Raw genomic sequence first — 12811 nt, 5'->3', positions numbered from 1 at the left:
CGTCTGTCCTCTGGCCACGCTCATGCTGTCGCGCACCGCTGACAATCTTTACTGGCTGGCCCGCTACGTCGAGCGAGCCGAGTTCGTCGCCCGCACCATCGAGGTCGCCCAGCGCATGGCCTCGCTGCCCACCTCCTATGGCGGCTCCTCCAACGAGTGGGAATCGGCGCTCGCCACCACCGGCTGCGCCGATTCCTTCCACAAGCACTATCGCGAGGCCACCGAGCGCACCGTCACCGAGTTCCTCGCCTTCTCGCCGGAGAACCCGTCCTCGATCGTGAGCTGTCTGGAGACCGCCCGCGCCAATGCGCGCGCGGTGCGCACCGCGCTGACCATCGAGATGTGGGAGGCGGTCAACGACGTGTGGCTGGAGCTGAAGAAGCTCAACCGTCGCAAGCTCGACCGCGACGAGGTCACCCGCTTCCTCAACAAGGTCAAGGAAGCCTCGCTGCTGTTCGACGGCTCGGCCTCGCGCACCATGCTGCGCCGCGACTCCTACTGGTTCGAGCGGCTCGGCCACTATATCGAGCGCGCCGACAACACCGCGCGCATCCTCGACGTGAAATACCACCTGCTGCTGCCCGACCAGTCGCATGTCGGCGGCGCGCTCGACTACTACCAGTGGACCAGCGTGCTGCGCGCGGTCTCCGCCGTCACTTCGTTCCACTGGGTCTACAATCAGAGCGTCAAGCCCTGGCTGGTCGCCGACTTCCTCATCCTCAACGAGCAGATGCCGCGCTCGCTGGCGAGCTGCTACGAGAACATCACCCGCTATCTCGACATGCTGGCCCAGCAGTATGGCCGCCAGGGCTCGGCCCAGCGCCACGCCCGCGCCATGCGCGCCCGGCTGCAGAACGCCCGCATGGAGACCATCTTCGGCACCGGCCTGCACGAGTTCATCACCGGCTTCCTCGCCGACAATCATCGGCTCGGCAGCGAAGTGACCGAACAGTATCTCGTGTGATAGTCTGCTGATCCATCCGGCGCGCCGACATGCGAATCTGCATCAGCCACGAAACCCGCTACCGCTACGAGCAGCCGGTCAATGGGCTGATTCAGATCCTGCGTCTGGCACCGCGCAACCATAACGGCCAATATGTCGTGGACTGGCGCGTCGAGGTTTCGGCCGACTGCCGGCTGGAGCGCCACGAGGACGCCTTCGGCAATCTGACCGACACCTTCTCGGTGCATGGCCATATCGACCAGCTCAACGTGCTGGTCGCCGGCGAAGTCGAGACCGAGGACACCAACGGCGTGGTGCGCGGCACGGTGGAGCGGCTGCCGGTGTCGCTGTTCCTGCGCGAAACCGACCTCACCCGCGCCGACCCGGCCATCGAGGCGTTCGCGCTCGACATCGCCGGCAGCAGCGAGCCCGCCCCCCTCAGCCGGCTGCACGCGCTGCTCACCCGGCTGAACGACGACATGGTCTATGACCGCGACCCCACCCACGCGGCGACCACCGCCGCCGAGGCCTTCGCGCTGAAGCGTGGCGTCTGCCAGGACATCACCCACATCTTCATTGCCACCGCCCGCCGGCTCGGCATCCCGACGCGCTATATCGGCGGCTACTATTTCAGCGGCAGCGACGGAGATGAGGCGGAGGCCAGCCACGCCTGGGCCGAGGCGTTCGTGCCCGATCTCGGCTGGATCGGCTTCGACGCCACCAACGGCATCTGCATCACCGACGCCCACGTCCGCGTCGCCATGGGGCTCGACTATCTCGGCGCCGCCCCGGTGCGCGGCAGTCGCCGCGGCGGCGCGGGCGAAAGCCTCACCGTCGAGGTCCATGTCGGCCAGTCGCCGATGTCGGCCCAGAGCCAGATGCAGCGGCAGAGCCAGAGCTGACTGGCTTCTCGCGGGATCGGCTCGCAGGTTTCCCGATTGATCGCCGCTTTCTTCCCTCTCCCACCCGGGCCGCGCTTGCGCGCGCCCGGGCGCGCGCGCTTGCGGGAGAGGGTGGCGAGACCGAGCGTCAGCGAGGTCGAGCCGGGTGAGGGGTACGTACGTTCGCACGCCTGAAGAGACACCCCTCACCCGCCTCGCGATCGTTCGATCGCTCGGCACCCTCTCCCGCAAGGGGAGAGGGAAGAAGAGAGCCGAGCCGGTCCCCTGGGAACAGCATCAAGCTACGCATCGGCAAGCTTCAATCCCACGGGGCACCAAACGCAACGGGGCGGCCGAAGCCGCCCCGCGTATCCCGTTCGAAGTACCGGTCCGTCTGATCGCTGGCGCGATCAGTAGTCCATTCCACCCATGCCTCCGCCCGGCATCGCCGGGGCCACGGCCTTCTTCGGCAGCTCGGCCACCATCGCCTCGGTGGTGATCAGCAGGCCCGAGACCGAAGCGGCGTTCTGCAGCGCGGCGCGCACGACCTTGGTCGGGTCGATGATGCCGGCCTTGAACATGTCGCCATAGGTGCCGGTCTGGGCGTCGTAGCCGAAGGCGTAGTCGGACTTCTCGAGGATCTTGCCGACCACCACCGAGCCGTCATCGCCGGCATTGGTGACGATCTGGCGGGCCGGCGCCTGGATGGCGCGGCGGACGATCTCGATGCCGGTCTTCTGGTCGTCATTGGCCGGCTTGAGCGACTCGAGCGCCTTCACCGCGCGCAGCAGCGCCACGCCGCCGCCCGGCAGGATGCCTTCCTCGACCGCCGCGCGGGTGGCGTGCAGGGCATCGTCCACGCGGTCCTTCTTCTCCTTCACCTCGATCTCGGTGGCGCCGCCGACGCGCAGCACCGCAACGCCGCCGGCGAGCTTGGCCAGACGCTCCTGCAGCTTCTCGCGATCGTAGTCCGAGGTGGTCTCCTCGATCTGGGCCTTGATCTGGGCGACGCGGGCCTCGATGTCGGCCTTCGCGCCATTGCCGTCGACGATGGTGGTGTTCTCCTTCTCGATCACCACCTTCTTGGCGCGGCCGAGATGGGCGAGCGTGACGTTCTCGAGCTTCAGGCCGAGATCCTCGCTGATGGCAGTGCCGCCGGTGAGGATGGCGATATCCTGCAGCATGGCCTTGCGGCGATCGCCGAAGCCCGGCGCCTTGACGGCCGCGACCTTGAGGCCGCCGCGCAACTTGTTGACGACGAGCGTGGCCAGCGCCTCGCCCTCGACGTCCTCAGCGACGATGACGAGCGGCTTGGAGGTCTGCACCACGGCTTCGAGCAGCGGCAGCATCTCGTTGAGGCCGGAGAGCTTCTTCTCGTAGATGAGGATGTAGGGATCCTCCATCTCGACGCGCATCTTCTCGGCATTGGTGACGAAGTAGGGCGAGATGTAGCCGCGGTCGAACTGCATGCCCTCGACCACGTCGAGCTCGGTGGCGAGGCTCTTGGCCTCCTCGACCGTGATCACGCCCTCATTGCCGACCTTCTTCATCGCGTCGGCGAGGAAGCGGCCGATCTCGGCGTCGCCATTGGCCGAGATGGTGCCGACCTGGGCGATCTCGTCGTTGGAGGTGACCTTCTTGGAGTTCTTCTGCAGGTCGGCGACCACCGCCTCGACGGCAAGGTCGATGCCGCGCTTCAGGTCCATCGGGTTCATGCCGGCGGCGACCGACTTGGCGCCTTCCTTCACGATGGCCTGGGCGAGAACGGTGGCGGTGGTGGTGCCGTCACCGGCAAGGTCGGACGACTTCGAGGCCACCTCGCGCACCATCTGCGCGCCCATGTTCTCGAACTTGTCCTCGAGCTCGATCTCCTTGGCGACGGTGACGCCGTCCTTGGTGATGCGCGGCGCGCCGAACGACTTTTCGAGCACGACGTTGCGGCCCTTGGGGCCGAGCGTGACCTTCACCGCATTGGCGAGGGTGTCGACACCGCGCAGCATCTTCTCGCGGGCGTCGGTGGAGAACTTGACGTCTTTCGCAGCCATGGATCAGTCCTTGGGTTGTCGCGCCCGCAGTGCGCGGGCGGGCGGAGCGGTCCGCCGTCGTTCCAATCGGGTCCGAAGTGGAGGCCGAGCCCGGCCCGGCCGTCTCATCTGCGCCGTATCAGGCGAAGTCTCTCAGGCAGCTTTCGCTGTTCAGGCAGCCTGCCGTCTCAAGCAGCCTGCCGTCTCAAGCAGCCTGCCGTTTCAAGCAGCCTGCAATTTCAGGCAGCCTTCTTGGAGGCCTCGGCGCCGTCGATCACGCCCATGATGTCGGACTCTTTCATGATCAGCACCTCGGTGCCGTCGATCTTGACCTCGGTGCCCGACCACTTGCCGAACAGCACCCGGTCGCCGACCTTGACGTCGAGCGCGACCAGCTTGCCGGCTTCGTCGCGCCCGCCCGGGCCGACCGCCAGAACTTCGCCCTGCTGGGGCTTTTCCTTGGCCGTATCGGGAATGATGATCCCCCCGGCTGTCTTATGCTCAGCGTCGATGCGCTTGACCACGACGCGATCATGGAGCGGCCGGAACTTCATGTCATTCCTCCTGAAACATTGAGTTTGCTGAATAAATCACGCAGAGACCGGCACCCCCTCTTCAGGCGGGCCGCCGTCCGAGCCGCCAGATAGGCGACACCCGAGCCCCCCGCAAGAGGGGCCCGGCAAAAAATTGGCACTCGCTGCGGGGGAGTGCCAACATGTCGCTGGCCGGTCCAGCATCACGTTGCGGCAGACACGCAGCCGGCGTCTTCCATCCCGCCGCCATCGTGTAAGCTGCACCGGAACGGTTCAGCGGGACCGTACGGTCCGCGAGGAACGGGAAACGGGGAGACGAACATGTTGAAGGGCAAAGTGGCGGTGGTCACCGGCTCGACCAGCGGCATCGGGCTGGGGATTGCGCAGGCGCTCGCCGCCAAGGGCGCCGACGTGATGCTGAACGGCTTCGGCGAGCCGGCCGAGATCGAGAAGCTGCGGGCGGGCATCGCCGAAACCCACAAGGTGCGCGCCGCCTACAATGGCGCCGACCTGTCGAAGCCCGCCGAGACCAGGGGGCTGATCGAGGCAACGATCGCCCAGTTCGGCCGGCTCGACATTCTGGTCAACAATGCCGGCATCCAGTTCGTGTCGCCGGTGGAGGACTTCCCGGAGGAGAAGTGGGAGCAGGTGCTCTCCATCAACCTGTCGGCGGCATTCTACGCCATCAAGTACGCCTTGCCGGGCATGAAGGCGCGCAATTGGGGGCGCATCATCAACATCGCCTCGGCGCACGGCCTCGTCGCCTCGATCAACAAGTCCGCCTACGTCGCCGCCAAGCACGGCATCCTCGGCCTGACCAAGGTGGTGGGGCTGGAGACGGCCGAGACCGGTATCACCGCCAACGCCATCTGCCCCGGCTGGGTGCTCACGCCGCTGGTGCAGAAGCAGATCGACGCCATCGCCGCCCGCAAGGGCATCAGCAATGAGGAGGCGAGCCGCGAGCTGTTGAGCGAGAAGCAGCCCTCCAAGCAGTTCGTCACGCCCGAGCAGCTCGGCGAGCTGGTGCTGTTCCTGTGCTCGGACGCCGCCTCCAACCTGCGCGGCACCTCGCTCAGCATGGACGGCGGCTGGACCGCGCAGTGAATCCAGCCCGCGCCTCAACATCCGGCGGGCGGCCGGCACCGGCTACCCGCCGCAATTTCGAGCAATTTCGCATTCTGCCTGATTTTTAAGCAACCAGCGTTGCGGCTGCGGCGCCGCTTGGCGCCCTGCCCTTTCCTCCAGTCATTCGCCCCCACGGACGAGACCGGCCCCGCCCCGGCAGGCCCCGCGAGTGCGGCATTTTCGCCAGCGGGTCACGGAAGCGTCATCGTTAACGGATTGGTACCGGCAGCGGCTGGACCATCGCTTGCATGGTGAATTGTGCGGCCGTCCGCACGGTCCTGCGGACGCGCCGTCGACATCGTGGAGGTCGATATGCTGGTTCGCTGCCTGTCCTTGCTGGCCCTGTCGAGTACCGGGCTGCTTGCGCTGTTCGCCGCCGCCGGGGAAGGCCCGGCCGTCGCCGTCAAGGAACGCCAAGTCGTTGCGCTCGGCCTCACCGGCGAGCTGCCGGTCGGTGGCCAGGCGGCGCACCGCCTGGCCGCCATCGCGCCGCGCGCAGCCACAACGCGCTGAACATTGTCAGCAATTCGCCATCAATGCTGCCAACGCCTTGATCCGGCGTTGGAAAACGAATTGTGACTTGTCCCTGGCCGCTGCTGTTCCGACAATCCTTCCCCGCCGTCCTGAAGGAGCATGACGACATGATGAGCCCTGGTGTGAGCGACGATTTCCGCAAGCAGGTCGCCGGTTACGGTCTGACCACGGCCCAAATCCTCTATCGTCTGCCCGACTATCCCCGGTTCCTGCAGTCCTATGTCTGGCAGGAATACGACCTCTATCCCGAGTTTCCGACGCTGACCCGGTTTCTGGAGTTCTGGCAGCGCCAACTCGAAGGGCCGCTGCACTCGGTCACCGTCGCGCATTGCCGGCTGATCGGGCCGGCCGAATTCAAGATGGTCGACGGCCTGTTCCGGCTGCACTGACAGGGTTTCCGGGAGCGCCCCCCGGCCTCCCGGAGACCGCATGAGCGACCAGCCGGCAACACACCAAGGAGGTATCCGGATCAGATCCGGCAGCGGGATGACACGGAGGGCTGCGACCGAGCCTTGATTTCGCCCGCGGCCTAAGACACCTAATGGCGGGCACAGGGAAGTTGAGTATGTCCGCCGCCGGTCGCCGCACGTCTGATCTCTTGTCCGAACTGGCGGTCGGGGATCCCGATGGCCAAGTCACGTTCGGCGAGATTTTCCACCGCCTGGAGCACAAGGCGTTCGGCGCGCTGTTCCTGGTGCTTGCCATTCCCAACTGCTTTCCGATGGTGCCCGGCATCTCGGTGATCACCGGCTGCGCCGTGCTGATCCTGGCGCTGCAGCTCGCCTTCGGCCGCGAGGAGCCCTGGCTGCCGGCCGCCATCCGCACCCGAGGATTTGCCCGCGGCAGCTTCGCCAAGGTGCTGGAGAAGGCGCTGCCCTGGATCGTGCGGGTGGAGCGGCTGGCCTCGCCGCGCCTGCAGATTCTCACCTCCGGCACCGGCCGGCAGGTGTTCGGCGCGGTGATCGCCGTGCTGGCGGTGGCGATGATGCTGCCGGTGCCGATCATCGGCAACATTCCGCCGGGCATCGCCATCGCGGTGCTGTCGCTCGGCCTCCTTGAGCACGACGGCCGGGTGGTCGCGGTGGGCTACGCCCTGGGCACGGTGGCGGTCATCGCGGTGGCCAGCATGCTCGCCGGTCTGGTGATGGGCTTCGAGGCGATCGCCTTCTGATCGGAATGCGGTTTCCCGGCCTGATCGGCCGGAAACCGTACGGCGCCCCGATCCCCAGCACTCGCGGTCATTTCTGCATGCGGTAGGGCGGCCGCGGAATGGCATTGTGGGCGGCGCGCAGCGCGGCCGACCAGCGCTCGCGCAGATCGTGGAAATAGGGCTCGCCGGGCTCGATCCGGTAGTTCAGCTCGGCGTGCAGCGAATCGCGGCGCACCACCAGCACGTCGAGCGGCATGCCCACCCCGAGGTTCGAGCGCATGGTCGAATCCATCGAGATCAGCCCGATCTTGAGCCCGTCATAGAGATCGGTCTCGAAGGTGCAGGAGCGGTCGAGAATCGGCTTGCCGTACTTGTGCTCGCCGATCTGCAGATAGGGCGTGTCGCGGGTGCACATGATCGAGTTGCCGGCGGCATAGATCATGTAGAGTTCCAGCTTGCCATCGGCGATCTGGCCACCGAACAGGAACGACACGTCGAACGACAGCTTCGATTCCTCAAGGCCCGCGGCATAGAGCGCGTGCACCATGCGGATCGCCTTGCCGATGCGCTGCGCCCCCTGGAACATGGTCGGCGCGCTGAGCAGCGTCTCGCGCTCGCCGGTGTCGAAATTCTCGATGCCTTCCGCCAGCAGGCTGACCACCGCCTGCGAGATCGACAGGTTGCCGGCCGAGGCCAATCCCATCACCCGCTCGCCCGGCCGCTCGAACACGTGCAGCTTGCGGAAGGTCGACACATTGTCGAGGCCGGCATTGGTGCGGGTGTCGGCAATCATCACCAGGCCGTCGCGCACCAGAAGTCCGCAGCAATAGGTCATCGGTCGTCATCCCCCAGGTTCGGGGCAGTCATAGCAAAGCCCGATGTCAAATGGCAGGCGGTCGGCGCGCGCCGATGATTGCGGCCTTCAGTCTCCCGGCATGCCGAGGTGATCTCGCCGAAACCGTGTGCTAGGGTCGCGGCGTGCTGAAGCTCATGGCTGTGCTGTTCGCCGGGTTGCTGCTCGCCGTCGTTGTCGTCGCGGCGGCGCCGGCCGGTGTTGCGGATTGCCACGCGGCGGGCGCTGCGGCGCACGCGGCACCCCACCCCACGCCGAGCCCGCCCGTACTCCCCGATCAATCAACGCCCGATCAATCGCTGCCCGATCAATCGCCGGCCGGGCAATCGCCAACCGAGCACACCGCGCCCTGCTTCGGGCTCGGCGGTTGCGGCCTGTGCGGCATCAAGCTGCCCGACGAGCCGGCGGCCATCCCGGCCGAGCGGCTGGTGGCCCGCATCGATGCCGGCAGCGAACGCGACCCCGGCGCCCTCGCCGCGCGCCCGCCAACCCCGCCGCCGCGCGGCTGATCCTCCGACCTTTCCCAACGCAATCGCCGGCGCCACCCGCGCCCGCCCATCCCTGCCTTGGATCGGATGATCAACCGATGAATATGACCCATTACATGGAGCTGCTGGCCGTCAACCAGCCGTGGAACCTCCTTATCTTCATGGCCGTGCCGGTGATCCTGGCCGAGACGGTCGCCGTGACCGAGCTCTATCTCCTCTACACCCGCCGCTATCACGGTGCTGTGCGCACGCTGAACCGCACGGCGAGCATCGTCGTCGGGCTCTATTTCATCGGCGTGTTCGCCTATCTCGTGCCCAATGTCGTGGTGCCGCTCACCAGCGATGGCGGCTGGCGCGGGCCGATCGACGTCGTCGCGGTGGTCGCCTATCTCGCCGGCGTCGTGCCGCTTGCCGGCATCGCCGCGCTCGATCTCGGCCTGATCGGCCGGGGATTGAAGGACGACCACGCCCGCATGGGCCTGCACGCCGCCTTTGTCGGCCTGTTCCTGATCGTCGCCCATATCGCGATGATCGCCGGCATGACCGACCCGACGCTGGCCGGCGGGGTGATGCCGCAGCAGCCGGCCCACGGCCACGAGATGCACTGAGACGATTATCGGTCATCGCTGGGAGGTCGCACCGCGATCTCCCGGAATCCGCATCATACGGAACCAACGGCCAGCTTTCGCGGCCGTTGGTTCAATCCAGCGTGCGGCGGAAGCGGGTCACTGCGATCATCATGGCCACCAGCATCAGGCCGGCCAGCGCCGCGGCTTCCATCCTGAGGTCGGTGAACGTCGCGCCCTTCAGGATCACCGCCCGCACGATGCGCACGAAATGGGTGAGCGGCAGGCATTCGCCGATCCACTGCGCCCAGCGCGGCATGCCCGAGAACGGGAACATGAACCCGCTCATCAGGATGTTGGGCAGGAAGAACATCATCGTCATCTGCACCGCCTGAAGCTGGTTCTGGGCGATGGTCGAGAAGGTGTAGCCGATGGCGAGATTGGTGGCGATGAACAGCGTCGTCAGCACCGCCAGCAGCCGCAGGCTGCCGAACACCGGCACGTCGAACAGCAGCACGCCCGCGGTGAGGATGAGGCAGGCCTGGAAGGCGCCGATCAGGATGTAGGGCAGGATCTTGCCCAGCATGATCTCCAGCGGCGAGATCGGCAGCGCCAGCAGGCTTTCCATCGTGCCGCGCTCGGTCTCCCGCGTCACCGACAGCGCGGTGAAGATCAGCATGGTCATCGTCAGGATGGTGCCGAGCAGCCCCGGCACGATGTTGAGCTGGGTGACGCCGGCCGGATTGTAGCGGCGGTGCTGGCGGATCTCGAAGGCGGGGTTCGTGGCGTCGGGGATCGCGCGGGCGTGCATCAGCGCGGTGGTGACCAGCTTGTCGAGCGCGCCCAGCGCCGAGCCGGTGGCGACCGGATCGGTGGCGTCGGCGGCGATCAGCAGCGCCGGCATCTCGCCGCGCCGCAAAGCGCGCTCGAAGCCCGCCGGAATCTCGACGGCGAACAGCACCTCGCCGGTGGCCAGCGCCCGGTCGAACTCTTCCTCGGTGTGCAGGATGCGCGTGACCTTGAAATAGCGCGTGGCCTGCAGCGCCGCGACGATCGAGCGCCCGACATCGCTCGACTCCTGCATCAGCACGGCGGTGGGCAGAAAGCGCGGTGTGGTGTTGATGGCGTAGCCGAACAGGACGAGCTGCAGCAGCGGGATCGACACCATGGTGGCGAGCGTGACGCGGTCGCGCCGGAGCTGCAGGAACTCCTTCACCACCATCGCGAACACCCGGCGGAAAAAGCCGCCGCGGCGACGGGGCATGGTGTCGGCCGCGCTCATTGGAAATTGTCCTTCGCCCGCGTCATCAGGTCGATGAACACGTCCTCCAGCGTCGGCTCCGCCGGCTCGAACACCAGCGACGCATCGCTGCGATAGGACGCGATCGCCGCCTCCAGCGCCGCCCGGTCGCGGCCGCAGACGTGCAGGCTGGTGCCGAACGGCGCCACCATGTCGACGCCGGGCGCGGCCTCCAGCGCGTGGCCGAGCTGCGCCAAGCCGCCATTGTCGCCGCGGCTGCTGACGGTGAAGGTGACGAGGCCCGAGCCGGCGATCACCTCGTCCACCGTGCCGTGCGCGAGCAGGTCGCCATAGGCGATGTACGCGATCTCGTGGCAGCGCTCGGCCTCGTCCATGTAGTGGGTCGAGACCAGCACGGTGAGCCCTTCCGCCGCCAGCGTGTGGATCTGCGCCCAGAACTCGCGCCGCGCCTTGGGGTCGACGCCGGCCGTCGGCTCGTCGAGCAACAGAAGCTGCGGCTTGGGCAGCGTGCAGGCGCCGAGCGCGAGGCGCTGCTTCCAGCCGCCCGACAGCGAGCCGGCAATCTGCTCGCCGCGACCCTCAAGCCCGAGCCGCGCGATCATCCGCTCGGCGGCGGTACGCGCATTGGGAATGCCGTAGAGCCGGGCGATGAACTCCAGATTCTCCCGCACCGAGAGATCCTGGTAGAGGCTGAAGCGCTGCGTCATGTAGCCGACGTGCAGCTTGATCTTGTCGGCCTCGGTGCGGATGTCGTAGCCGAGGCAGGTGCCGCGGCCGGAATCCGGCGTGAGCAGCCCGCACAGCATGCGGATGGTGGTGGTCTTGCCCGAGCCATTGGGGCCGAGAAAGCCGTAGATGGTGCCGCGCTTCACCGTCATCGACAGGTTCCGCACCACCTGCCGGCCGTCGAACGACTTGGTCAGGCCCTCGACCTCGATGGCGATGGCCGGCGCGGTCATCGCCGCGTCTCCCGCCCGGCCATCGCCGCGGTCCTCACCTGAATGGGCTGGCCGACCCGCAGCTTGTCCGGCTGGTCCGGCACCGCCTCGACCATGAACACCAGCTTGGCGCGCTCCTCCAGGCTGTAGATCACCGGCGGGGTGAACTCGACGCTGCGCGAGATGAAGCTGACCTTGGCGGAAATCCCCGCCACGCAGCCGTCGCAGGCGACCTGAACCTTGTCGCCGAGCGCGATGCGGGCAATTTCGGTCTGCGGCAGGAAGAAGCGAACCTTGAGATTGCCGGGCGGCAGGATCGCCACCACCGGCCGGCCGGCGGCGACCAGCTCGCCGACGCGGAAGTAGAGCTGCTGCACCGTGCCATCGACCGGACTGGACACCTTGCGGCGAACGAGGCGGGTCTGCGCCGCATCGAGCCGCGCGGTCGTGTCGCGCAGTTGCGCCTGGGCGTCGTCGAAATTCTTCTGCGAGCCGGTTTTGGTCCTGAGCAGGTCGTCGGCGCGCTCGAAGGCGCGCTTGGCATTGGCCAGCGCCGCCTCGGCGATGCCGAGGTCGGCCTTCTGCAGATCGGCATCGAGGGTGAAGAGATCGGCGCCGCGCGCCACCGTGTCGCCCTCCTTCACCGACAGCGTCTCGACGCGCCCCGCTTCGTCCGGCCCGACATAGATGATGTCGGCCTCGACCCAGCCCTGATAGAACGTCGCCGGCTTGTCGCACGCCGCCAGCGCCAGCGCCGCCAGGATGGAAACCGCGAACGCAATCGGACGCCTCATGGCTCCCTCCCCGGCGCGAACAGCATGTCGAGATGGGCGCGCATCATCGCGGCGACATCGAGCGGCGCGAAGCGGTTGAACAGCCCGGTCCAGATCAGCCCCATCATGATCGGCGCCATGACAAGCTGCGGAAACCGCGCCAGCGCCTCGTGCCGGATCTCGCCGCGCTCCACCCCGATCTGGATCAGCCGCTGCAGCGCCGTCAGCGCCCGCTGCACCACCTCGCGGTAATGGAATTCGGCAAGCGCCGGAAAGCGCGGCCCCTCGGCGAGCACCAGCCGGATGACGTCGGCACGCCGCGTCATCAGCACCTCGCGCACGAAGTGCTCGGCGAACGCCTCGACGCGGGCGCGCAGCGGCCCCTCCGCCGGCATCGCCTCGATAGCGGCGATGTGCGGCACCAGATTGGTGCGCACCAGCTCCTCGAACAGCGCCTGCTTGTCCTTGAAGTAGAGATAGATGGTGCCCTTGGCGACGCCGGCCCGGCGGGCCACGTCGTCGAGCCGGGCCGAGGCGAAGCCGCGCGCGGCAAATTCGTCGAGCGCGGCATCGAGAATGGCGGCGCGCCGCGCCGCGCCCTTCTCGGTGCGCTCGGCACCGTCCGGCGCCCTTTGGCGCCGGGTGCGGCCTGTCCCGGCTGGTTTCGGCGTGGTCATGCCAAAACAATGACTGACCAGTCAGTCATATTTCATTGGGAATAGTCCGGATCGAATCAATTGGG

General features: G+C 67.2%; 15 protein-coding genes. 8 read left to right on the top strand and 7 right to left on the bottom strand.

Annotation, left to right across the window (positions count from 1 at the left end):
- Positions 1-22 precede the first annotated feature (22 nt).
- Together BLTE_RS03040 and BLTE_RS03035 are read left to right on the top strand one after the other, a co-directional pair.
- Entirely contained in the window at positions 23-964 is a 942-nt protein-coding gene (locus BLTE_RS03040; protein WP_126397509.1) for an alpha-E domain-containing protein, read from the top strand.
- A 29-nt stretch (positions 965-993) separates the two neighbouring features.
- Positions 994-1845: a transglutaminase family protein gene (locus BLTE_RS03035; protein ID WP_126397506.1), complete on the top strand. Its 852-nt coding sequence runs from the start codon at positions 994-996 to the stop codon at positions 1843-1845.
- 389 nt (positions 1846-2234) lie between these two features.
- On the opposite strand, the gene groL is transcribed toward BLTE_RS03035, so the two are convergent.
- Together groL and groES are read right to left on the bottom strand one after the other, a co-directional pair.
- Complete coding sequence (gene groL, locus BLTE_RS03030; protein ID WP_126397504.1) at positions 2235-3869, bottom strand: chaperonin GroEL; 1635 nt, start codon at positions 3867-3869, stop codon at positions 2235-2237.
- 218 nt (positions 3870-4087) lie between these two features.
- Positions 4088-4402, bottom strand: coding sequence for a co-chaperone GroES (groES, locus tag BLTE_RS03025; RefSeq protein WP_126397503.1), 315 nt, complete (start codon positions 4400-4402; stop codon positions 4088-4090).
- Positions 4403-4702: 300 nt separating this feature from the next.
- On the opposite strand from groES, the gene BLTE_RS03020 reads away from it, so the two are divergent.
- The 4 genes from BLTE_RS03020 (at position 4703) to BLTE_RS03005 (ending at position 7211) form a co-directional block, all read left to right on the top strand.
- Positions 4703-5485 (top strand): 3-hydroxybutyrate dehydrogenase, encoded by a 783-nt coding sequence (locus BLTE_RS03020; RefSeq protein ID WP_126397501.1) that lies wholly within the window; start codon positions 4703-4705, stop codon positions 5483-5485.
- Positions 5486-5818: 333 nt separating this feature from the next.
- A complete protein-coding gene (locus tag BLTE_RS03015; RefSeq protein ID WP_126397499.1) occupies positions 5819-6019 on the top strand; it encodes a hypothetical protein in 201 nt (66 codons plus the stop codon).
- A 128-nt stretch (positions 6020-6147) separates the two neighbouring features.
- Positions 6148-6429, top strand: a complete 282-nt coding sequence (locus BLTE_RS03010; protein WP_126397497.1) for an usg protein — start codon at positions 6148-6150, stop codon at positions 6427-6429.
- 176 nt (positions 6430-6605) lie between these two features.
- Positions 6606-7211, top strand: a complete 606-nt coding sequence (locus BLTE_RS03005; protein WP_160140494.1) for an exopolysaccharide biosynthesis protein — start codon at positions 6606-6608, stop codon at positions 7209-7211.
- 67 nt (positions 7212-7278) lie between these two features.
- Here BLTE_RS03005 and BLTE_RS03000 read toward each other — a convergent pair whose 3' ends face one another.
- On the bottom strand, positions 7279-8025 hold the full coding sequence (locus BLTE_RS03000) for a proteasome-type protease (RefSeq protein WP_126397493.1): 747 nt from the start codon (positions 8023-8025) through the stop codon (positions 7279-7281).
- A gap of 143 nt (positions 8026-8168) precedes the next feature.
- Here BLTE_RS03000 and BLTE_RS02995 point away from each other — a divergent pair, with 143 nt between their 5' ends.
- Together BLTE_RS02995 and BLTE_RS02990 are read left to right on the top strand one after the other, a co-directional pair.
- On the top strand, positions 8169-8552 hold the full coding sequence (locus BLTE_RS02995) for a hypothetical protein (RefSeq protein ID WP_126397491.1): 384 nt from the start codon (positions 8169-8171) through the stop codon (positions 8550-8552).
- A gap of 77 nt (positions 8553-8629) precedes the next feature.
- Positions 8630-9139: a DUF6803 family protein gene (locus BLTE_RS02990; protein ID WP_126397489.1), complete on the top strand. Its 510-nt coding sequence runs from the start codon at positions 8630-8632 to the stop codon at positions 9137-9139.
- Positions 9140-9230: 91 nt separating this feature from the next.
- Here the strand turns inward: BLTE_RS02990 and BLTE_RS02985 are convergent, their stop codons facing one another.
- From BLTE_RS02985 to BLTE_RS02970, 4 genes are read right to left on the bottom strand one after another with little or no spacing between them, the layout of a single operon-like run.
- Entirely contained in the window at positions 9231-10379 is a 1149-nt protein-coding gene (locus BLTE_RS02985; protein ID WP_126397487.1) for an ABC transporter permease, read from the bottom strand.
- A complete protein-coding gene (locus tag BLTE_RS02980) occupies positions 10376-11317 on the bottom strand; it encodes an ABC transporter ATP-binding protein (protein ID WP_126397485.1) in 942 nt (313 codons plus the stop codon). The genes BLTE_RS02985 and BLTE_RS02980 overlap by 4 nt, the downstream gene beginning before the upstream one ends.
- Positions 11314-12090: an HlyD family secretion protein gene (locus BLTE_RS02975; protein ID WP_126397483.1), complete on the bottom strand. Its 777-nt coding sequence runs from the start codon at positions 12088-12090 to the stop codon at positions 11314-11316. The genes BLTE_RS02980 and BLTE_RS02975 overlap by 4 nt, the downstream gene beginning before the upstream one ends.
- Positions 12087-12746: a TetR/AcrR family transcriptional regulator gene (locus tag BLTE_RS02970; protein ID WP_126397481.1), complete on the bottom strand. Its 660-nt coding sequence runs from the start codon at positions 12744-12746 to the stop codon at positions 12087-12089. The genes BLTE_RS02975 and BLTE_RS02970 overlap by 4 nt, the downstream gene beginning before the upstream one ends.
- Positions 12747-12811 lie beyond the last annotated feature (65 nt).

This window comes from Blastochloris tepida (assembly GCF_003966715.1).
GTDB classification, from domain to species: domain Bacteria; phylum Pseudomonadota; class Alphaproteobacteria; order Rhizobiales; family Xanthobacteraceae; genus Blastochloris; species Blastochloris tepida.
The sequence above is the reverse complement of the archived record's forward strand: the minus strand, read 5'-3'. Positions and strand labels throughout refer to the sequence as shown.

What these genes read in the sequence shown, in the direction of transcription:
- BLTE_RS03040 (WP_126397509.1), top strand. Translation starts at nt 23, where the DNA reads ATGCTGTCGCGCACCGCTGACAATCTTTACTGGCTGGCCCGCTACGTC.
- BLTE_RS03035 (WP_126397506.1), top strand. Translation starts at nt 994, where the DNA reads ATGCGAATCTGCATCAGCCACGAAACCCGCTACCGCTACGAGCAGCCG.
- groL (WP_126397504.1), bottom strand. Translation starts at nt 3,869, where the DNA reads ATGGCTGCGAAAGACGTCAAGTTCTCCACCGACGCCCGCGAGAAGATG.
- groES (WP_126397503.1), bottom strand. Translation starts at nt 4,402, where the DNA reads ATGAAGTTCCGGCCGCTCCATGATCGCGTCGTGGTCAAGCGCATCGAC.
- BLTE_RS03020 (WP_126397501.1), top strand. Translation starts at nt 4,703, where the DNA reads ATGTTGAAGGGCAAAGTGGCGGTGGTCACCGGCTCGACCAGCGGCATC.
- BLTE_RS03015 (WP_126397499.1), top strand. Translation starts at nt 5,819, where the DNA reads ATGCTGGTTCGCTGCCTGTCCTTGCTGGCCCTGTCGAGTACCGGGCTG.
- BLTE_RS03010 (WP_126397497.1), top strand. Translation starts at nt 6,148, where the DNA reads ATGATGAGCCCTGGTGTGAGCGACGATTTCCGCAAGCAGGTCGCCGGT.
- BLTE_RS03005 (WP_160140494.1), top strand. Translation starts at nt 6,606, where the DNA reads ATGTCCGCCGCCGGTCGCCGCACGTCTGATCTCTTGTCCGAACTGGCG.
- BLTE_RS03000 (WP_126397493.1), bottom strand. Translation starts at nt 8,025, where the DNA reads ATGACCTATTGCTGCGGACTTCTGGTGCGCGACGGCCTGGTGATGATT.
- BLTE_RS02990 (WP_126397489.1), top strand. Translation starts at nt 8,630, where the DNA reads ATGAATATGACCCATTACATGGAGCTGCTGGCCGTCAACCAGCCGTGG.
- BLTE_RS02985 (WP_126397487.1), bottom strand. Translation starts at nt 10,379, where the DNA reads ATGAGCGCGGCCGACACCATGCCCCGTCGCCGCGGCGGCTTTTTCCGC.
- BLTE_RS02980 (WP_126397485.1), bottom strand. Translation starts at nt 11,317, where the DNA reads ATGACCGCGCCGGCCATCGCCATCGAGGTCGAGGGCCTGACCAAGTCG.
- BLTE_RS02975 (WP_126397483.1), bottom strand. Translation starts at nt 12,090, where the DNA reads ATGAGGCGTCCGATTGCGTTCGCGGTTTCCATCCTGGCGGCGCTGGCG.
- BLTE_RS02970 (WP_126397481.1), bottom strand. Translation starts at nt 12,746, where the DNA reads ATGACCACGCCGAAACCAGCCGGGACAGGCCGCACCCGGCGCCAAAGG.